General features: G+C 62.0%; 20 protein-coding genes and 1 pseudogene. 16 read left to right on the top strand and 5 right to left on the bottom strand.

Features of this window, described 5'->3' with window-relative positions; all coding sequences use genetic code 11:
* Nucleotides 1-149: 149 nt before the first annotated feature.
* The 5 genes from rpsF to FFM81_RS13890 all read left to right on the top strand — a co-directional run bounded on the left by rpsF (nt 150) and on the right by FFM81_RS13890 (nt 4441).
* Nucleotides 150-617: a 30S ribosomal protein S6 gene (gene rpsF / locus FFM81_RS13870; RefSeq protein ID WP_003574183.1), complete on the top strand. Its 468-nt coding sequence runs from the start codon at nt 150-152 to the stop codon at nt 615-617.
* A 14-nt stretch (nt 618-631) separates the two neighbouring features.
* Nucleotides 632-880 carry a 30S ribosomal protein S18 gene (gene rpsR / locus FFM81_RS13875; RefSeq protein WP_003547038.1) on the top strand — a complete coding sequence of 83 codons (249 nt, stop codon included), beginning with the start codon at nt 632-634 and terminating at the stop codon, nt 878-880.
* Nucleotides 881-1028: 148 nt separating this feature from the next.
* Nucleotides 1029-2015, top strand: a complete 987-nt coding sequence (locus FFM81_RS13880; RefSeq protein WP_138384821.1) for a DUF2232 domain-containing protein — start codon at nt 1029-1031, stop codon at nt 2013-2015.
* Between the two features lie 21 nt (nt 2016-2036).
* The gene (rplI, locus tag FFM81_RS13885; protein ID WP_003574185.1) at nt 2037-2615 is read left to right on the top strand and encodes a 50S ribosomal protein L9; all 579 of its coding nucleotides are present in this window, start codon (nt 2037-2039) and stop codon (nt 2613-2615) included.
* A 329-nt stretch (nt 2616-2944) separates the two neighbouring features.
* Nucleotides 2945-4441, top strand: coding sequence for a replicative DNA helicase (locus FFM81_RS13890; RefSeq protein WP_003574186.1), 1497 nt, complete (start codon nt 2945-2947; stop codon nt 4439-4441).
* 24 nt (nt 4442-4465) lie between these two features.
* Here the strand turns inward: FFM81_RS13890 and FFM81_RS13895 are convergent, their stop codons facing one another.
* From FFM81_RS13895 to FFM81_RS13905, 3 genes and pseudogenes are all read right to left on the bottom strand, one after another.
* Nucleotides 4466-4768, bottom strand: coding sequence for an AzlD family protein (locus FFM81_RS13895; protein ID WP_003574187.1), 303 nt, complete (start codon nt 4766-4768; stop codon nt 4466-4468).
* Nucleotides 4765-5483 (bottom strand): annotated as a pseudogene (locus FFM81_RS13900) (AzlC family ABC transporter permease). The gene FFM81_RS13895 and the pseudogene FFM81_RS13900 overlap by 4 nt, the downstream one beginning before the upstream one ends.
* Nucleotides 5484-5551: 68 nt before the next feature.
* Nucleotides 5552-6373 carry an AraC family transcriptional regulator gene (locus FFM81_RS13905; protein WP_025415796.1) on the bottom strand — a complete coding sequence of 274 codons (822 nt, stop codon included), beginning with the start codon at nt 6371-6373 and terminating at the stop codon, nt 5552-5554.
* Between the two features lie 179 nt (nt 6374-6552).
* Here FFM81_RS13905 and alr point away from each other — a divergent pair, with 179 nt between their 5' ends.
* Complete coding sequence (alr, locus tag FFM81_RS13910; RefSeq protein ID WP_003574190.1) at nt 6553-7719, top strand: alanine racemase; 1167 nt, start codon at nt 6553-6555, stop codon at nt 7717-7719.
* 8 nt (nt 7720-7727) lie between these two features.
* Here alr and FFM81_RS13915 read toward each other — a convergent pair whose 3' ends face one another.
* A complete protein-coding gene (locus FFM81_RS13915) occupies nt 7728-8363 on the bottom strand; it encodes a LysE family translocator (RefSeq protein WP_003574191.1) in 636 nt (211 codons plus the stop codon).
* A 164-nt stretch (nt 8364-8527) separates the two neighbouring features.
* Between FFM81_RS13915 and radA the strand changes: the two genes are divergently transcribed.
* From radA to FFM81_RS13935, 4 genes are all read left to right on the top strand, one after another.
* The gene (radA, locus tag FFM81_RS13920) at nt 8528-9928 is read left to right on the top strand and encodes a DNA repair protein RadA (protein ID WP_025415795.1); all 1401 of its coding nucleotides are present in this window, start codon (nt 8528-8530) and stop codon (nt 9926-9928) included.
* A gap of 90 nt (nt 9929-10018) precedes the next feature.
* On the top strand, nt 10019-10636 hold the full coding sequence (locus FFM81_RS13925; RefSeq protein WP_138384820.1) for a CvpA family protein: 618 nt from the start codon (nt 10019-10021) through the stop codon (nt 10634-10636).
* 245 nt (nt 10637-10881) lie between these two features.
* Entirely contained in the window at nt 10882-12372 is a 1491-nt protein-coding gene (gene purF, locus FFM81_RS13930) for an amidophosphoribosyltransferase (protein WP_025415794.1), read from the top strand.
* 76 nt (nt 12373-12448) lie between these two features.
* Entirely contained in the window at nt 12449-13189 is a 741-nt protein-coding gene (locus tag FFM81_RS13935) for an SDR family NAD(P)-dependent oxidoreductase (RefSeq protein ID WP_025415793.1), read from the top strand.
* Between the two features lie 10 nt (nt 13190-13199).
* Here the strand turns inward: FFM81_RS13935 and FFM81_RS13940 are convergent, their stop codons facing one another.
* Nucleotides 13200-13949, bottom strand: a complete 750-nt coding sequence (locus FFM81_RS13940; protein WP_025415792.1) for a glycoside hydrolase family 25 protein — start codon at nt 13947-13949, stop codon at nt 13200-13202.
* Nucleotides 13950-14235: 286 nt separating this feature from the next.
* On the opposite strand from FFM81_RS13940, the gene cysS reads away from it, so the two are divergent.
* The 6 genes from cysS to cimA all read left to right on the top strand — a co-directional run bounded on the left by cysS (nt 14236) and on the right by cimA (nt 19966).
* Nucleotides 14236-15627, top strand: a complete 1392-nt coding sequence (gene cysS, locus FFM81_RS13945) for a cysteine--tRNA ligase (RefSeq protein ID WP_138384819.1) — start codon at nt 14236-14238, stop codon at nt 15625-15627.
* A 208-nt stretch (nt 15628-15835) separates the two neighbouring features.
* A complete protein-coding gene (locus tag FFM81_RS13950) occupies nt 15836-16312 on the top strand; it encodes a GFA family protein (RefSeq protein ID WP_025415790.1) in 477 nt (158 codons plus the stop codon).
* Nucleotides 16309-16797: a GFA family protein gene (locus FFM81_RS13955; RefSeq protein WP_003574201.1), complete on the top strand. Its 489-nt coding sequence runs from the start codon at nt 16309-16311 to the stop codon at nt 16795-16797. The genes FFM81_RS13950 and FFM81_RS13955 overlap by 4 nt, the downstream gene beginning before the upstream one ends.
* Nucleotides 16794-17270, top strand: a complete 477-nt coding sequence (locus FFM81_RS13960) for a GFA family protein (protein ID WP_025415789.1) — start codon at nt 16794-16796, stop codon at nt 17268-17270. Before FFM81_RS13955 ends, FFM81_RS13960 begins: the two co-directional genes overlap by 4 nt.
* Nucleotides 17267-18229 carry a prolyl aminopeptidase gene (pip, locus tag FFM81_RS13965; protein WP_003574203.1) on the top strand — a complete coding sequence of 321 codons (963 nt, stop codon included), beginning with the start codon at nt 17267-17269 and terminating at the stop codon, nt 18227-18229. Before FFM81_RS13960 ends, pip begins: the two co-directional genes overlap by 4 nt.
* Nucleotides 18230-18352: 123 nt before the next feature.
* Nucleotides 18353-19966: a citramalate synthase gene (gene cimA, locus FFM81_RS13970; RefSeq protein WP_025415788.1), complete on the top strand. Its 1614-nt coding sequence runs from the start codon at nt 18353-18355 to the stop codon at nt 19964-19966.
* Nucleotides 19967-20071: the final 105 nt, after the last annotated feature.

The following is a 20071-nucleotide window of genomic DNA, read 5'->3' on the forward strand; positions in this document are numbered from 1 at the left end:
CGGAACGGAAGCGTTCCAGCCTCCCGTGTCTCCGCTCTCGACCGTCTCGAAAAACGCTTTCTTGCCTGGGTCCGCCCAATCAGGAGCAGTCGTTGAGGCTTAGCCGCCGAATATCGGGTTGAACCAAACGCAAGAAAGGCAAAGCTGTCATGGCTCTTTATGAACATGTATTCCTTGCCCGGCAGGATATTTCCGCTCAGCAGGTCGATGCCCTCGTAGAACAGTACAAGGGTGTGATCGAAGCTAACGGCGGTAAAGTCGGGCGTATCGAGAACTGGGGCCTCAAGTCCCTCACCTACCGCATCAAGAAGAACCGCAAGGCACACTACGCCCTGATGGACATCGATGCACCGGCTGCTGCCGTCCAGGAAATGGAACGTCAGATGCGCATCAGCGAAGACGTCCTTCGCTACATGACGATTGCCGTCGAGAAGCATGAAGAAGGTCCGTCTGCCATGATGCAGAAGCGCGACCGCGACGACCGTCCGCGCGAAGGCGGCCGTGGCCCGCGTGAAGGCGGCTTCGGCGATCGTGACCGTGGCCCGCGTCCGCCGCGTGAAGGTGGCTTCGGCGACCGCGAAGACCGTCCGCGCCGTCCGCGCGAAGACCGTGTATAAGGGAGATCTGAGATATGTCTGAAACTTCCTCTGCTCCGGTCCGCCGCCCGTTCCATCGCCGTCGCAAGACCTGCCCGTTCTCCGGCGCCAACGCGCCGCGGATCGACTACAAGGACGTCCGTCTGCTGCAGCGCTACATTTCCGAGCGCGGCAAGATCGTTCCGTCGCGCATCACGGCCGTTTCACAGAAGAAGCAGCGCGAGCTCGCCCAGGCGATCAAGCGCGCCCGTTTCCTCGGCCTGCTGCCCTACGTCGTAGCCTAATCGAATATGTGACCCCCAGATCGCTGATCTGGGGGTTGCCTCCCTTCCGCGATGGGCGTGGATCGGAACTCTTAAAACCCATGTTGAGACGTTTCTGAATTCGATTCAGCAACATCCTCTAACTGCTTGATGAAGCAGGACAGCGACCTTGAACCGACCGAACCTTAAAACGCTGCTGATCGGCGCACTCGCCGGATTGACCGCTGCCCTGCTGGTGTTGGGCGCGAGCATGCAGCCGTCGTTTTTCAGCGCGCTGCTCTATACGGCCTCGGCTTTGCCGATCTTGATCGTCGGTCTCGGCTGGGGCAATGCCGCGGCGATCGCTGCCGTCGTCACGGCAGCAGCACTCGGCGCTATCGTCATTTCGCCGTCCTTCGCGCTGATCATGACGCTGGTGACGCTGCTGCCGGCCGGCTGGCTCAGCCATCTCGCCAATCTCGCGCGTCCTGCCTCCGAACTCGGCGGCCCAGACCATCTGCTTGCCTGGTATCCGCTCTCCGATATCCTACTGCATCTCTGCGGCCTGGTGACGATCGCCGTCATCGTCATCGGCGTGATGATCGGCTACGGGCCTGATGTCACCGATCCGATCGTCGACCTGCTGATCACCTCGCTCAAGCAACAGCAACCGGAATTCATGCCGGATCCGGCGGCGACTGCGCAGACCAAGTCGCTGATCCTGCTGATGCTGCCGGCTTTGCAGGGCGGTATGTGGGTGAGCATGCTGTTTGCCGCCTATTATTTCGCCGTGCGCATCGTCGCAGCGTCCGGCAAGGGCCTTCGCCCACGCGAGGACATCCCCTCGTCGCTGCGCATGAACCGCAATTCGATCTTCATTTTCCTCGCCGGGCTTGCCGCCTGCTTCTTCGGCGGCGTGCCGGCGCTGGTCGGCGCCACCGTGATCGGCTCTTTCGGCGCCGGCTTCATGCTTTCCGGTTTCGCCTCGCTGCATTTCCGCACGCGCGGCAAGGACTGGCGTTTGCCCGCCCTCATCCTCAGCTACCTGGCTTCGATGCTCATGCTGCTGCCAGCTTTCCTCATCCTCGTCCTCGGTCTCAGCGATACGCGCAAGGCGATCGCACTGACCCCGACGAAAGATGCTGATGCCCCCAAACAATCCGACACAAAAATCTGAGACACAAGAAAGGTAAAAGAAATGGACGTCATCCTTCTCGAACGCATCTCCAAGCTCGGCCAGATGGGCGAAACCGTAAAGGTTCGCGACGGCTTTGCCCGTAACTACCTGCTGCCGCTCGGCAAGGCGCTGCGCGCCAACGCCGCCAACAAGACCCGCTTCGAAGCCGAGCGTGCGACGCTCGAAGCCCGCAACCTCGAGCGCAAGTCGGAAGCCCAGAAGGTCGCCGACGTTCTCGATGGCAAGTCCTTCATCGTCGTGCGCTCCGCCGGCGAAACCGGCCAGCTCTACGGCTCGGTTGCTGCCCGTGACGTTGTCGAAATCCTCGCCGCCGAAGGCTTCAACATCGGCCGCAACCAGGTTCACCTGAACACGCCGATCAAGGCGATCGGCCTGCACAAGGTCGAACTGCAGCTGCATGCCGAAGTCGAAATCCATGTCGAGCTGAACGTTGCCCGTTCCGCCGAAGAGGCCGAGCGCCAGGCCAAGGGTGAGGAACTCACCTCGGTCGACGCCATCTACGGTGTCGACGAAGACGCTCTGCGTCCCGAAGATTTCTTCGATCCGGAAGCCGACGGCGTCGACGAAGACGAAGCATAATATCGCCGGAGCGATCCGCGTGAGGGAAGCCCGGCCACCGCGCCGGGCTTTTTCGTTGGGGATGGTCCGGATGTTTTTGCTGCGTGCCTTATGGCATCGCGCTAAAATAATGTTCTCCGAAACGGATGGGCTGAGTCGGCCCCAGACCGTGTCGTGCGGGTGACACTGGCAGTATTTCTCCTTTGTGTCGCCCGGGACTGTGGAGAAGTCGAACAACGTGCACAGCGTTCAGGATTTAAGCAAAGCGAGCCCCGGCTCCTTTCGCAGCCTCTTGATTTTCGCGTCCGGAATTGCAAATCCGGAGCTGGAAAAAGACAGAACGGATGATGATGAACGACGCCGCTCGAAAGATTGCAGCCGTTGCTCCGTCGGAGCAGCATTATCGCGAAGCACCCAACAATATCGAAGCCGAGCAGGCGCTTCTGGGTGCTATCCTGATGAACAACGACGCCTATTACCGGGTCTCCGACTTCCTGAAGCCGATTCATCTCTATGAACCGCTGCACCGAAAGATCTTCGAGGTTGCCGGCGACATCATCCGCATGGGCAAGATCGCCAACCCGGTGACGATCAAGACCTTCCTGAAAGCCGACGAGAAGGTCGGCGACATGACGGTTTCGCAATATCTGGCGAGCCTCGTCAGCAATGCCGTCACCGTCATCAATGCCGAGGATTACGGCCGGGCGATCTATGACCTAGCGCTGCGCCGTGCGCTGATCACCATCGGCGAGGACGTCGTCAACATCGCTTATGACGCGCCGCTCGACATGCCGCCGCAGTCGCAGATCGAGGATACCGAACGCCGCCTGTTCGAACTGGCGGAAAACGGCCGCTACGACGGCGGCTTCCAGGCCTTCAACGATGCGGTAGCACTGGCGATCGACATGGCGGCCGTCGCCAAGGAACGTGATGGTGGGCTTTCCGGCATTTCCACCGGCATCCATTCGCTGGACTCCAAGATGGGCGGCCTGCAGCGTTCGGACTTGATCGTCCTTGCCGGACGTCCCGGCATGGGCAAGACCTCGCTGGCGACCAACATCGCCTACAATATCGCCGCCGCCTACGAAGGCGAAGTCCAGTCGGACGGCAGCATGAAGGCAAAGAACGGCGGCGTCGTCGGCTTCTATTCGCTCGAAATGTCGTCGGAACAGCTTGCCACCCGTATCATCTCCGAGCAGACAGAAGTCTCCTCCTCGAAGATCCGCCGCGGCGACATCAACGACGCCGACTTCGAAAAGCTCGTCGCCTGCTCGATGATGATGCAGAAGGTGCCGCTCTATATCGACCAGACCGGCGGCATCTCGATCGCTCAGCTTTCGGCGCGCGCGCGCCGTCTCAAGCGCCAGCGCGGCCTCGACGTGCTTGTGGTCGACTACATCCAGCTGATGACCGGTTCGGGCAAATCCAGTGACAACCGTGTCCAGGAAATCACCCAGATCACCACCGGCCTGAAGGCGCTGGGCAAGGAGCTCAACGTTCCGATCATCGCGCTGTCGCAGCTCTCGCGTCAGGTCGAAAGCCGCGACGACAAGCGGCCGCAGCTCTCCGACCTTCGCGAATCCGGCTCGATCGAGCAGGACGCCGACGTCGTGCTGTTCGTGTTCCGCGAGGAATACTACGTCAAAAATTCGGAGCCGCGCGACATCCAGGATCCGAAATATCCGGAATGGGAAGCGCTGTTCGACAAGGTAAAGGGCACGGCGGACGTCATCATCGCCAAGCAGCGCCACGGGCCGACAGGCACGGTGAAGCTCGCCTTCCAGTCGGAATTCACCCGCTTCGCCGATCTCGCCGATCCCTCCTTCACCCATTACGAGGAACATTGACGCGGTTTCCCGCGTCGATTTTCCTTAGAGGCCGACGGCCCGCAACAGCGCAACCGTTGCGACGCCGATCACGACGCTCACAAGCATTGGCAGACGGCGCGCGGCGATCGCCGTTGCTGCGCAGCCCAAGGTCTCCGCCCAGCCCGCAGCAAAGGCGGTCGGGGCAATGACCGCCATCAGCACGGCCGGCGGAATGGCCTCGATCGCCGTTCTCCGCCGCTCATTCATCTCGATATGACGGATCAAGACGAGGCCGCTGACGCGGGTAAAGACTGTTGCGGCGGCCATCGCGAGGATGGCGATAAAGGTGTTGAGGTCGAGTATCATGCCGCCTGCTCCCGCGCCCTGCCCTGCCAGAGCGCTGTCGCCAGTCCGGCCAGTGCACCGGCGGCGATATACCAGACGCCCGGCACAAAATGGTGGACCGCAACGGAGGCGGCACCGCTTGCGGCAAGGACGGCGCCGGTTTCCGGTCCCTTCCAGAAGCCCATGACCAGCACGACGAAGACAGCAGGAAAGGCGAAGTCGAGGCCGATGACGGCAGGATCGCCGAGAAAAGCGCCAAGCAGTGCGCCCATGAGCGACGAGCCAACCCAGGTGAGATAAAATGGCGTGACGATGCCGGCATACCAGGCGGGTGTCAGCCGCGCGGCGCCGGCGCGAAATTCCGCCATGGCCCAGAGCTCATCGGCGAGAAAGAGCATGGCGATATAGCGTTTGACGGCGGAGAAGGACTGCATCTTCGTGCCGATCGAGGCGCCCATCAGCACGTGGCGGATATTGACCAGCAGGGCCGCGAAGCCAATGCCGATCCAGCTTGCCGGATGCGTCCAGATGTCCATCGCCACGAATTGCGAACCGCCGGCAAAAACAAGCGCGCTCATCAACGTCGTTTCCAATGGCGAAAGCCCTTGGTGGCCGCGACGGCGCCGAAGACCAGGCCGATCGGCAGGACGGCGACGACAAGCGGAAAAATGACCCGCATTCCGGCAAAAAACTCGCCGGCAGGGAACTCGCCGGATGGCCGGGTTTGCTGAAACATTGGCAACCTCCACATCAAGATGGCGGAGAAGTAGCCGAGGCCATAAAGCTTGTATTGAACGAAAGTGATCAGCCCGTGCGGAATTGGCCGGGTGTTACGCCTGTCCGTGCCTTGAAGTGCCGGGTGAAATGCGCCTGATCGGCAAAACCGCATTCGAGCGCGATATCGGCCGGCATGCGCCCCTGCCGCAGCATCCGGCGGGCCACCTGCACGCGGCGATCCGTCAGAAAAGCGTGCGGGGTGATGTGATATTCCTTGCGGAAGGCGCGGATGAGGTGAGCGCGGCTCAAACCCGCCACTCCGGCCAGTTCCTCGAGGCCGACATCGGTGTCGAAGTTCTCGATGAGGTATTCGCGGGCGCGCGCCACCGCGCTTCGTTCCTGCGTATCGACGGGAACGATGATTGCGCTGCCGTGACGCGCAAAGATCGCTGCCAGCACCGAAAACATTCCTTCATCGGATTCCAGCGCGCCTGCCTTGCCCTCAAGCGTTCGATGGGCGGCGTGAAACGCATTGGCGAGCTGCGGGTCGCGTGGAAGCCCGCCGGAGAAAGAGGGCGTCGCATGGAAGGCTTTGCCGGTGACATCCTCCAGAATATCGACGAACAGCTTCATGTCGGGATAGATCATCCGGTAGCGGTATCCCTCACCGCCCGGCGCACCGTCATGGATTACACCGGGATCGATGAGATAAAGGTCGCCCGGACCGGTTTCCTCCCGCCTGCCGCTGAGAGTGGCGATCTGGGTGCCGCTTTCGATCGCGCCGATGCTGAATGTGTCATGCGCATGCGGCGCGTATTCGTGCGTCAGGAAGGTGGCGCTCAAACACTCCATGTCGCGGAACCGGCTATCCCGCCAGAAGCGGGCCGATTCCACGTTCGCAAGCGGCATGGCCTCCGCCGCCTCTTTTTGCGATACGTTCTGCATCCAGTCAGATTATCGCGGAAGCCTGCACGCGTCTTGAACAAAAGTGATCCTACGACAGGCAAAGGATGGTATGTGACCTCGCTTGGCCATAAAGCTCGCTAGACTGACTTAGGCGATTTCCCTCCATTACTTCACGGCGATTCATGACAGATTTTCCCATCCCCTTCGAAGATGACGATCTTTTCGCTTCCGCGGGCCTGCGGCTGACCGTCGACCTGACGGCGCTGACGGAGAACTGGCGCGACATGGCGCGCCGCTCCGGTGCTGCGCGCACGTCTGCGGTCGTCAAGGCGGATGCCTACGGCATGGGCATCGAGGATGCCGGTGAAGCGCTCTACATGGCTGGCGCACGGGATTTCTTCGTTGCGACCGTCGACGAGGGCGTCACGCTTCGCCTTTATGCGCCGGAGGCCCGCATCTTCGTGCTCTCAGGCATATGGCCGGGAACCGAGCGGCGCTTTTTCGATAACGATCTCGTGCCGGTGATTTCCTCCGACGAGCAGCTCGCCTTCTGGATGGCAGTGCTTGCCGATTACGGCGACTATCCCTGCGCCCTGCATGTCGATACCGGCTTCAATCGGCTCGGACTGCATATGGACGATGCGATCGCGCTCGCCGACGACGTTTCGCGGCCGGCGAGCTTCGCGCCGGTGCTCGTCATGAGCCATCTCGCCTGTGGCGACGATCCCGGCCATGCGATGAACCGGCGGCAGCTCGAATCATTTCACAGGGTTAGCGCCGCCTATGAAGGCATCGATTCAAGCCTTGCCGCCTCGGCCGGTATTTTCCTTGGCGAGGATTATCACTTCGACCTGACCCGTCCCGGCATCGCGCTTTATGGCGGCGAAGCCGTCTGCGACATGGCCAATCCGATGCGGCCGGTCGCAACCGCGGAAGCCCGCATCATCCAGGTGCGCAGCGTCGAGGCCGGCGAGACCGTCAGCTACGGGCGGGCGCTGCAGCTTGGCCGCAAAAGCCGGCTGGCGATCGTCTCCGCCGGTTATGCCGACGGCTACATGCGCAGCCAGTCGAGCGGCGGCGTGCCGCTGCGCCAGGCCGTGCCGCAGGGCGGGCAAGGCTTCGTCGCCGGACACAAGGTGCCCGTCGCCGGCCGGATCACCATGGACCTGACGATCTTCGATATCACCGACCTGCCCGACAACGCCGTGCGCGCCGGAGATTACGTCGAGCTGTTCGGAAAGAACATGCCGCTGGATGACGTGGCGCGGGCAGCGGGCACGATCGGTTACGAGATCCTGACCAGCATGGGCCTGCGCCACGAACGGCGCTATGTCGCCGACGAGGAGTAGGGCGCCCCTCAGCGGCTGCTCAGTGCAAGGCGCACGCCGAGCGCCAGGAAAAGTGCGCCGAGGCCGCGATCGAGCCATAGCCCGATTTTTTGATTGTGTCTGAGTGCCTCGGCGAGGCGCCCTCCGAGAAGGACGAGCGGCGGCTCGACGAAGGCGGCGACGGCGATGATAAGCCCGCCATGCAGCATGAGCTGGGCCCATGCCGGCCCGGCCCCTTCGACGACGAATTGCGGCAGGAAAGCCAGGAAGAAAATCGCGACCTTTGGATTGAGCAGCGACACCAGAATCCCCTGCCGGTAGATCCTTGCGGCTGGCAGTTTTTCACCGGCAGCCTTTATCAGGCCATCGCCGCCGCCGGCGCGCAGAGCCTGGATTCCCAGCCAGACGAGATAGACGGCACCGATCCATTTAACCGCGGAGAAAGCCACGGCGGAAGCGGCCAGCACGGCGGAAAGGCCGAGCGCTGCCATCAGAACATGCAGGCAGGCACCTGACCAGACGCCGAACAGCGCGGAAAAACCGGCGCGTTTTCCACCTCTCATCGTGTGACCGAGGATGAAGGCGATGTCGGGCCCGGGTGAGAGGTTCAGCAGAACCGCGGCCGAGAGAAATGCAAACCAGTGCGCGAGCGAATAATCGAACATCTTCCACCGTTCAGGATGAGCAGAGGCAAAGGATAGGCACGGCAGGCGCTGATGGGAAAATCATTAGTTTTGATCCGTCGCGATAGCCATTATCTCAGGCACGACAATGATTCGATGAAGCAGGCGTCTGCTTCACGCGGGACCCCGGACTGAAAGAGTATTTGATGGCGAAGGCCAGGACACAATTCATCTGCCAGAATTGCGGCACGGTTCATAATCGCTGGGCCGGCAAATGCGAGAACTGCGGCGAGTGGAACACTATCGTCGAAGAAGACCCGATGGGCGGGATCGGCTCCGGTCCCGGCAAAACGCCGAAGAAGGGCCGGCCGGTGACGCTGACGGCGCTGTCGGGTGAGATCGAGGAGGCGCCGCGCATCCATACCGCCATGTCGGAGCTCGATCGGGCGCTCGGCGGCGGCTTCGTGCGGGGATCGGCGGTGCTGATCGGCGGCGATCCCGGGATCGGCAAATCGACGCTGCTGATGCAGGCGGCCGCCGCCCTTGCGCGGCGCGGCCACAAGATCATCTACGTTTCCGGCGAAGAAGCCGTGGCCCAGGTCCGGCTGCGGGCGCAGCGCCTCGCGGCGGCCGATACCGACGTGATGCTGGCGGCCGAAACCAATGTCGAGGATATTCTGGCAACGCTTGCCGAGGGCAAGCGGCCGGACCTCGTCATCATCGACTCCATCCAGACGCTGTGGAGCGAACTTGCCGAATCCGCGCCGGGAACGGTGACACAGGTGCGCACCGGCGTGCAGGCGATGATCCGTTTCGCCAAGCAGACGGGCGCCGCCATGGTGCTCGTCGGGCATGTGACCAAGGACGGGCAGATCGCCGGCCCGCGCGTCGTCGAGCACATGGTCGACGCGGTGCTCTATTTCGAGGGCGATCGCGGCCATCACTACCGCATCCTGCGCACGGTCAAGAACCGCTTCGGCCCGACCGACGAGATCGGCGTCTTCGAAATGTCGGACAAGGGACTGCGCGAGGTCGCCAATCCGTCCGAGCTCTTCCTCGGCGAGCGCAACGAAAAATCGCCCGGTGCTGCGGTCTTTGCCGGCATGGAGGGCACGCGCCCGGTATTGGTCGAAGTCCAGGCGCTGGTGGCGCCGACCTCGCTCGGCACGCCCAGGCGCGCCGTGGTCGGCTGGGATTCGGCCCGGCTGTCGATGATCCTGGCCGTGCTGGAAGCCCATTGCGGCGTCAGGCTCGGCCAGCACGACGTCTATCTCAATGTCGCCGGCGGTTACCGCATCACCGAACCGGCCGCTGATCTCGCCGTCGCCTCGGCGCTCGTTTCCTCGCTTGCCGGTATTGCCCTTCCCGCCGATTGCGTCTATTTCGGCGAAGTCAGCCTGTCGGGCGCCATCCGGCCGGTTGCGCACACCGCCCAGCGCCTCAAGGAAGCCGAGAAGCTGGGCTTTTCCGCAGCATTGCTTCCATCCGCCTCCACCGAACTGCCGAAGGGCTCCGGCGGACGCTGGAGCGAGGTCGAAAGCCTGCCGGATCTGGTTGCGCGCATCGCCGGGTCGAAGGGGGCGCTGCGTGTGGAAGACGAGGTTTGATCCTTTCATTGCCAAGATTGGTGATGATATAGGAGGCACACGATAAGGCACGACACGGCCGCCAAGCGGCAGTCCTGGAGTTGAAATTACATGCCCATTACGATTTTCGACGGTATTGTCATCGGCGTCGTGCTCTTCTCCGCCGTGCTGGCGATGGTCCGCGGCTTCTCCCGTGAGATCCTCTCGATCGCAAGCTGGGGCGGTTCGGCAGCGGCGGCCTATTACCTCTATCCGTACCTGCTGCCCTATGCGAAGAAATACACCGATGACGACCGCATCGCGATCATAGGTTCGGCAGCGGTCGTCTTCCTGATCGCGCTGATCGTCATCTCCTTCATCACCATGAAGGTTGCCGATTTCATCATCGATAGCCGCGTCGGGGCGCTCGACCGCACGCTCGGCTTCCTGTTCGGGGCCGCACGCGGCGTGCTGCTGCTGGTCGTCGCCGTCGCCTTCTGGAACTGGCTGGTCGATGCCGACCACCGCCCGACCTGGGTCAACGAAGCGAAGTCGAAGCCCTTCCTGGACTCGATGGTCGTGAAGCTGAAATCGGCTCTGCCGGAACAATTTGCCCAGATGATACCGGCGAGCATTCGTGATAAGCTTCAGCCGCCGGCACAGGGCGCTGAAGGCACCAATCCGCCGACGGGCGACCAGGCGCCGGCGGAAGACGCACCGACAGCGCCTGCACAGCAGCCGGCGAATTGACACAGTGTTCAAGAGCTTGACCCGCCTTCCGGCAATTGCCATTTGAGCGGAGCATGAACTACAGCGCCGCGCGTCTTTCAGACGCGCAAAGGACGGTAGCACTTTGAATTCTGCATAATTTTATCCTTAAATCGATTCCGATTTAAGGAATTATGCAGTGGGGTCCGGCTGGGCGTTCAGCTCCGCCGGGCTTAGCTATTTCTGGAAATGCCGATCCATTCTTGTGAGAGCAGAGGCCCGCAGAAATGAACCAGTCCCATTCCTTCCCGACCGACGATCCGCTCGACGGAGATACGCTGCATGAAGAGTGCGGGGTTTTCGGAATCTTGGGGCATCCGGATGCCGCGACACTCACAGCTCTCGGTCTGCATGCGCTTCAGCATCGCGGACAGGAAGCGGCGGGCATCGTCTCCTTCGACGGCAAGCGCTTCTACCAGGAGCGCCATATGGGCCTCGTCGGCGATCACTATACCAATCCGATGACGCTCGCCCGGCTGCCCGGCAGTATGTCGATCGGTCATACGCGCTACTCGACAACAGGCGAAGTGGCCATGCGCAACGTCCAGCCGCTCTTTGCCGAACTTGAGGAAGGCGGCATCGCCATTGCCCATAACGGCAATTTCACCAACGGCCTGACGCTGCGCCGCCAGATCATCGCGACCGGCGCCATCTGTCAGTCGACCTCGGATACCGAAGTCGTCCTCCACCTCATCGCCCGCTCCCGCCACGCTTCCACATCCGACCGCTTCATCGATGCCATCCGCCAGATGGAAGGCGGCTATTCGATGCTCGCCATGACGCGCACCAAGCTGATTGCGGCGCGCGACCCCACCGGCATCCGCCCGCTTGTCATGGGCGAACTCGACGGCAAGCCGATCTTCTGCTCGGAAACCTGCGCGCTCGACATCATCGGCGCCAAGTTCGTCCGCGATGTCGAAAACGGCGAAGTCGTCATCTGCGAAATCCAGCCTGACGGCTCGATCAGCATCGATGCGCGCAAGCCCGGCAAACAGCAGCCGGAGCGCCTCTGCCTGTTCGAATATGTCTATTTCGCCCGGCCGGACTCGGTCGTCGGCGGCCGCAACGTCTATACGACCCGCAAGAATATGGGCATGAACCTCGCCAAGGAATCGCCCGTCGATGCCGACGTGGTCGTGCCGGTGCCGGATGGCGGCACGCCGGCGGCTCTCGGCTACGCACAGGAAAGCGGCATTCCCTTCGAATACGGCATCATCCGCAACCACTATGTCGGCCGAACCTTCATCGAGCCGACGCAGCAGATCCGCGCCTTCGGCGTGAAGCTGAAGCATTCGGCAAACCGGGCGATGATCGAAGGCAAGCGTGTGGTGCTGGTCGATGATTCCATCGTGCGCGGCACGACGTCTCTGAAGATTGTGCAGATGATCCGTGAGGCCGGCGCGCGCGAAGTCCATCTGCGCGTTGCCAGCCCGATGATCTTCTTCCCCGACTTTTACGGCATCGACACGCCCGATGCCGAAAAGCTCTTGGCCAACCAGTATGCCGATGTCGAAGCCATGGCCAAATATATCGGCGCGGATTCGCTTGCCTTCCTGTCGATCAACGGGCTCTACCGCGCCGTCGGCGGCGAGGACCGCAATCCCGCCCGTCCGCAGTTCACCGACCATTACTTCACCGGTGACTATCCGACCCGCCTGCTCGACAAGAACGGCGAGTCGATGGGCAACAAGCTTTCGATGCTTGCCAGCAACGGCTGAGCCGCCGCTGCTTTAACTTCCTCCCGAGGGGCTATGACGCCCCTCGCCTTCGCAAGCAAATCCGGAACCGGAGCAGATGAACATCAATCTTGAGGGCAAGATCGCGCTCGTTACCGGCGCATCGCGCGGCATTGGCTATTTCACGGCGCTTGAGCTTGCGAAAGCCGGCGCCCATGTGATCGCCTGCGCCCGCACGATCGGCGGGCTCGAGGATCTCGACGACGCGATCAAGGCGGTCGGCGGCACGGCGACGCTGGTGCCCTTTGACCTGGCCGACATGAGCGCGATCGACGCCCTCGGCGGCTCGATCTTCGAACGCTGGGGCAAGCTCGACATCCTCGTCGCCAATGCCGGTGTGCTCGGCGTCATTTCGCCGATCGGCCATATCGAGGCGAAGGTGTTCGAAAAGGTCATGACCATCAACGTCACCGCGACCTGGCGGCTGATCCGCTCGGTCGATCCGCTGCTTGCCCGCTCGGATGCTGGTCGCGCCGTCATCCTGTCCTCCGGGGCTGCGCACAAGTGCCGTCCCTTCTGGGGCGCCTATTCCGCTTCCAAGGCCGCCGTCGAGGCGCTGGCGCGCACCTGGGCCGGCGAGAGCCAGTCAACGCCATTGCGCATCACCAGCGTCGATCCCGGCGCGACCCGCACGGCGATGCGGGCGCAGGCCGTGCCCGGCGAAGATCCGCAGACGCTGCCGCATCCTTCCGAGGTCGCCAAGGCGATCCTGCCGCTGCTGGGCCCCGGCGTGACCGAGACGGGCAAGCTGTTCATCGTGCGGGAAAACAAGCTCGTCGATTACCGCCTGCCGGAATAGGCCGGACGTCTCACCTCGCCGCAACGGCCGGGAAGAGACGCGTCAAGCCCGTTTCCGACGGGCATAGCGCATTGAGGTCCACCGCTCCCTGAATGCCGTCGACAGTGCCGTTGTCGGCAAATTGCCAGATCGACCAATGACTGCATCCTTCCTGCGCCGGTTCCTGGAACACGCTTCGCAGCCAGAGGTAATGCTCGGGGAAGCGGGCTTCATTGCCTTTCAGATACTGATCGTAGAACTCCCGAGTGACGTAGAAAATCGGCTTTTCCGGAAAGGTGCCTTTCAACTCGGTGAAAAAGGCGTTCACCTCAGTCGCCATTTCCTCGAGCGTCGGCACCTTGTTGCAATTGCCGACAAATTCCAGGTCGACTGTGATGGGCAGGGTTCCCGGCAGCTTCGGCACGGTCGCCAGGACATTCTGCGCCTGATCCCTGCCAGCGCGGCAGAAGGTGAAGAAATGATAGGCGCCCCTGACCAGTCCAGCATCGCCGGCGCGCTGCCAGTTGTCAGCAAACTTGGAATCTCGGTGATCGCCGCCTTCGGTCGCCTTCATCATCGCGAAGCGAACATTCGGTTGCGAGGCAACTGTCTTCCAGTCGATATCGCCCTGGTGATGGCTGACATCAATGCCTTGGATCGGATAGCGGCTCAAGGATGGATTGTTGAAGCGAAGCATGCCGAAATCGTATGCGAAATATGCGGCGGATGCGACTGCCAGAATTACAGTCGCTCCAATCGTCCATCGGCCCAGTCTTCTCACGCATTTCCCCCTATTTTCAATAGCCTCCTACTTGGCTATTCGCGATTTGTGCCGCGAAAATGGCGGCCGAACCGTACCGCCGGATCGTTCCTCGCCCCTCTTGACCAAATGCCATTCCCACGCCATAAATCGCGCCATGAAAACGGTTACCTGCATTATCTGCCGGAAGATTATTCGCTAGCGCCAGCGCTGGCCCGGCCGTTTTCGTCTCCCAAATAGTCAAGATGCGAAACGCCCCGGCCCGCCGGTCGCGATATTTGTCTGATCGTGCATTTGGGAGAATGGAATGGACGCGACGCCGGAACTGAAGCTGTACAACACGCTGACGCGGGAGAAATCGGTGTTTTCGCCGATCGATGCCGACAATGTCCGCATGTATGTCTGCGGCCCGACCGTCTATGATTTCGCCCATATCGGCAATGCCCGGCCGGTCATCATCTTCGACGTGCTGTTCCGGCTGCTGCGCCATATCTATGGCCAAGATCATGTCACCTATGCCCGCAACATCACCGACGTCGACGACAAGATCAATGCGCGGGCGCTGAGAGATCATCCGGGCCTGCCGCTCAACGATGCGATCCGCGCCGTCACCGAAAAGACCGAGACGCAGTTTCACGCCGATGTCGCCGAGCTCGGCTGCCTGGAGCCGAATGTCGAGCCGCGCGCCACCGACAATATCGCCGAGATGACCGAGATCATCGACAAGCTGATCGGCAACGGTCATGCCTATGTCGCAGCCGGCGAAGTGCTGTTCGACACCAAATCCATGGCGGATTACGGCCAGCTTTCGAAACGCCCGCTCGACGAGCAGCAGGCCGGCGCCCGCGTCGCCGTCGATGTGCACAAGAAGAACCCGGGCGATTTCGTGCTCTGGAAACTGTCGAGCCACAACGAACCCGGCTGGGAGAGCCCTTGGGGCCGCGGCCGGCCGGGCTGGCATATCGAGTGCTCGGCGATGAGCCGGCGTTATCTCGGCGATGTCTTCGACATTCACGGCGGCGGGCTTGACCTGATCTTCCCGCACCACGAAAACGAGATCGCCCAGTCGCGCTGCGCCCACGGCACCGAGGTGATGGCAAACGTCTGGATGCATAACGGCTTCGTACAGGTCGAAGGCCGCAAGATGTCGAAATCCGAGGGCAATTTCGTCACCATCCACGATCTGCTGCACAGACAGATTTTCGGCGGCCGCAAATGGCCGGGCGAAGTGCTGCGCCTTGCCATGCTGATGACGCATTATCGCGAGCCGATCGATTTCTCGATCAAGCGGCTGGAAGAGGCCGAACGCCTGCTCGCCAAATGGCCGGCGACGGAAGCCGGCGATGCAAAGCCCGACGACAGCGTGCTGAACGCGCTGGCGGACGACCTCAACACGGTTGCGGCGGTGCAGGCATTGCATGCGCTGGCACAGGCCGCCCACACGGATGCCGCGGCGGGCGCCACCTTTGCCGCAACGGCTGCCCTCCTCGGCCTGCTGCCGAAGAAGGCCGAAATCGACGACGCTCTCGCAGCGGCGGTCGATGCGCTGGTCGCAATGCGTCTTGAAATGCTGAAGGCGAAGAACTTCGCCGAAGCCGACAAGATTCGCGACGAGCTGACGGCAAAGGGCATTCAGCTGAAGGACGGCAAGGATGCCGCAACCGGCGAGCGGGTGACGACGTGGGAGGTCAAGCGGTGAGAGTGGTGTGTTGGGTCAAAACCCCTCCCCAACCCCTCCCCACAAGGGGGAGGGGCTACGGTGCGGCACTGCTCCGAAGCGACTTCACCGCAATTGCAAGTATTCCAAGCGGAAATGAAGGCGGCGCCACGAGAGAGCCCTCCCCCTTGTGGGGAGGGTTGGGAGGGGTCTTGGCGCCCAGCCTGGAATCCCGGTGGAGGAATCTGCCATGACCACCTACACCGGCGGCTGCCAATGTGGGGCGATCCGGTTTCGGGCGCGGGGGACACCGGCGGATTCGTCGATCTGTCATTGCCGCATGTGCCAGAAGGCGTTCGGGGCCTATTATGCACCGCTGGTTTCCGTGCGCGGGATGGAGTTCGAATGGACCAGGGGGCAGCGCAAGTCCTTCCGCTCATCGAATTTCGTCGAGCGCGGTTTCTGCGGTGACTGCGGCACGCCGCTGACCTATGAGGCGCCGGATGGAATGGCGGTTGCCGCGGGCGCATTCGACGATCCGTCGTTGCTTCCGCCGACCATCCAATGGGGTGTCGAAGGCAAGATCGGCTTCGTCGACCACCTGCATGAGCTGCCCGCAGAGCGAACCGAGGCGGATCTCACGGCAGGTTCGTTCCTGCACGAACTGGTTTCCTATCAGCACCCCGACCACGATACGCCAGTCTGGCCACCGGAGGATCGCGCATGACGAAAACGGCAGGGCATACCGGCGGATGCCAGTGCGGCGCGGTTCGTTATCGCGCCCGCGGCGAACTCGGCTATCCCCATATCTGCCATTGCCGCATGTGCCAGAAGGCGGCCGGCAATTATTTCCTACCGCTTGCTGCGGCCAAGCTTGAGGATTTCGAGCTGACGCGTGGGGAGCCCAAATGGTTCCGCTCGTCCGATCTCGTGCGGCGCGGCTTTTGCGGCGATTGCGGCACGCCGCTGTTTTACGATATTCCGGAGACGGATTTCATCAACATCGCGCTCGGCTCGCTGGATGATCCCGATGCAGTCAAACCGGTGATGCAGTCGAATACAGGCCGCAAGATGTCCTGGTTTCACGCGATCGACTGCCTGCCGCTGGAACCGGAGCCAGACACGTCCGACCGCGAAGATGCGATCGCTGCAAGCAATCATCAGCATCCCGACCATGATACGAAAAGCTGGCCCCCCGGAGAAACCCTATGACGGATAAAATCAGAACAGGCGGATGCCAGTGCGGCGCCGTGCGCTTCCGCATATCAGGCGCACTCGGGCGGCCCTCGATCTGCCATTGCCGCATGTGCCAGAAGCAGTTCGGCGGCTTCTTCTCCGCGCTCGTCACCGCGCCTGAGGAGGGGATGGAATGGACGCGCGGCGAGCCGAGCTATTTCCAGTCCTCGGTCAATATCGAGCGCGGCTTCTGCAGCAATTGCGGCACGCCGATGACCTATCGCCATCCGGGCGGGCTGGAGCTTGCGATCGGCACCTTCGACGACCGCAGCGATCTCGCACCGCAGGTCCAGGTGAATTACGATGCCCGCCTGCCCTGGGTCGAGGAGATCTTCGCAGCACCTGTTCATAAGGACCCGGATTTCTACGCCCGGCAGGAGGCGATCATCTCCTTCCAGCATCCCGACCACGATACATCAGTCTGGCCCGCGAAAGGCGTGAAGATATGACCGAGAGACTGCGCACGCTCTATCCCGAAATCGAACCCTATGCCTCAGGCCGTCTCGATGTCGGCGACGGCCATGTGATCTATTGGGAGCGCTCGGGAACGCCGGGCGCCAAGCCGGCCGTCTTCCTGCATGGCGGCCCCGGCGGCGGCTTCTCGCCCACCCATCGCCGGCTTTTCGATCCCGCCCTCTACGACGTCATGCTGTTCGACCAGCGCGGCTGCGGCAGGTCGACGCCGCATGCGGATCTCAACGCCAACACGACCTGGCACCTCGTCGCCGATATCGAGCGGCTGCGGGAAATGGCTGGCGTCGACAGCTGGCAAGTGTTCGGCGGTTCCTGGGGTTCGACGCTGGCGCTCGCCTATGCCGAGGCGCATCCGCAACGCGTCTCCGAACTCATTCTGCGCGGCATCTATACGCTGACCAAGGCCGAGCTCGACTGGTACTATCAGTTCGGCGTCTCGGAAATGTTCCCGGATAAATGGGAGCGCTTCATCGCTCCCATTCCGCCGGAGGAGCGACATGAGATGATGCATGCCTATCATCGCCGCCTGACGCATGAGGATCGGTCCGTGCGCCTTGCAGCCGCACAGGCCTGGAGCATCTGGGAAGGCGAAACGATCACGCTGCTGCCCGAACCTTCGACAAGCGGCAAGTTCGAGGAGGCGGAATTCGCCTATGCTTTCGCCCGCATCGAGAACCATTTCTTCGTCAATGCCGGCTGGATGGACGAGGGCCAATTGATCCGCGATGCCGTCAAGCTCAAGGATATTCCCGGTGTCATCGTGCATGGCCGCTACGACATGCCCTGCCCGGCAAAATATGCCTGGCTCTTGCACAAGGCCTGGCCGAAGGCGGAATTCCACCTGATTGAGGGTGCGGGCCATGCCTATTCGGAGCCCGGAATTCTCGATCGGCTGATCCGGGCGACGGATGGATTTGCCGGGAAACCGGACTGAAAATTCGGGGACAGCCCCTCACCCTAGCCCTCTCCCCGCGCGCGGGGAGAGGGGACGTGTCCTGCGCCGGATGAGGGGCAGCATTCGCATTCCAACAACACCCGCTCGCCGGGAGGAAACGACATGAAAGAACGCATCTACCTCTTCGACACGACGCTCCGGGACGGGCAGCAGACGCCCGGCATCGATTTTTCCGTCGAGGACAAGATTGCGATCGCCGCGATGCTCGACGAATTCGGCATCGATTACGTCGAGGGCGGATATCCCGGCGCCAATCCGACCGATACCGCCTTTTTCAGCGAGAAGCGTACCAGCCAGGCCCGCTTCGTCGCCTTCGGCATGACGAAGCGGGCGGGCGTTTCGGTTTCCAACGACCCCGGTCTTGCCGGGCTGCTGCAGGCGAAAAGCGACGCCATCTGTTTCGTCGCCAAGAGCTGGGATTATCATGTCGCGGTGGCGCTCGGCTGCACCAATGAAGAAAACCTCGAAAGCATCGCCGAAAGCGTCAAGGCGGCGGTCGGCGCCGGCAAGGAGGCGATCGTCGATTGCGAGCATTTCTTCGACGGTTTCAAGGCCAATCCGGCCTATGCGCTGGCTTGCGCGAAAACCGCCTATGAAAGCGGCGCCCACTGGATCGTGCTCTGCGACACCAATGGCGGCACGCAGCCGCCGGAGGTGCGCGCGATCGTCGAGGCGGTGATCGCTTCAGGTGTTCCCGGCCGCTGTCTCGGCATCCATGCCCATAACGACACCGGCCAAGCGGTCGCCAATTCACTCGCCGCAGTCGAAGCCGGCGTCCGGCAGATCCAGGGCACGCTGAACGGCATCGGCGAGCGCTGCGGCAACGCCAATCTGGTGACGCTGATCCCGACGTTGGCGCTGAAAAGCGCTTACAACACACGCTTCGAAACGGCGATCGACGAGGAGCGGCTGCTCAACCTCACCCGGCTCTCGCATGCCTTCGACGAGTTGCTCAACCGCTCGCCCGATCACCAGCTGCCCTATGTCGGCGCTTCCGCCTTCGCCACCAAGGCCGGCATCCATGCTTCGGCGCTGATCAAGGACCCGCGCACCTATGAACACGTGCCGCCTGAGAGCGTCGGCAATTTCCGCAAGGTCATGGTGTCAGACCAAGGAGGCAAGGCGAACTTCATCAATGCGCTGAAGCGACGCGGCATTACCGTCGCCAAGGACGATCCGAAGCTCGACCTGCTGATCTCTATCGTCAAGGAACACGAGTCCATCGGCTATGCCTATGAGGGCGCCGATGCGAGCTTCGAATTGCTGGCGCACCGCACGCTCGGCACTATCCCGGAATTCTTCACCATCGAAGGCTTCCGGGTGATGGTCGAGCGCCGCTTCGATAGTCTTGGCCGTGTGAAGATCGTGTCCGAAGCAGTGGTCAAGATCACCATCGACGGCCAGACGCTGATGTCGGTTGCCGATGCCGAGGGCCCGGTCAACGCGCTCGATCTGGCGCTGCGCAAGGATTTCGGAAAGTATCAGCATGAAATCGACGATCTCGTGCTCGCCGATTTCAAAGTGCGTATCCTCAATGGCGGCACGGAGGCAATCACGCGCGTACTGATCGAATCCACCGACAGCGACGGCGTGCGCTGGTGGACGGTCGGCGTTTCGGAGAACATCATCGACGCGTCGTTCCAGGCGCTAATGGATTCCGTAATCTACAAGCTGATGAAGAACCGGCAGTTGGCGGGAAAGATCGCGGCGGAATAAGTTATTCCGCTCGGTCCTGCCAGAAGGCGATGCCGGCTTTGGCCGCCATCATCCGTCCCTTGCCCCGTTTCCGCTTCAAATCCTCACCCTTCATTCAAAGAAATG

The organism is Rhizobium hidalgonense (genome assembly GCF_005862185.2).
Classification (GTDB): Bacteria; Pseudomonadota; Alphaproteobacteria; order Rhizobiales; family Rhizobiaceae; genus Rhizobium; species Rhizobium hidalgonense.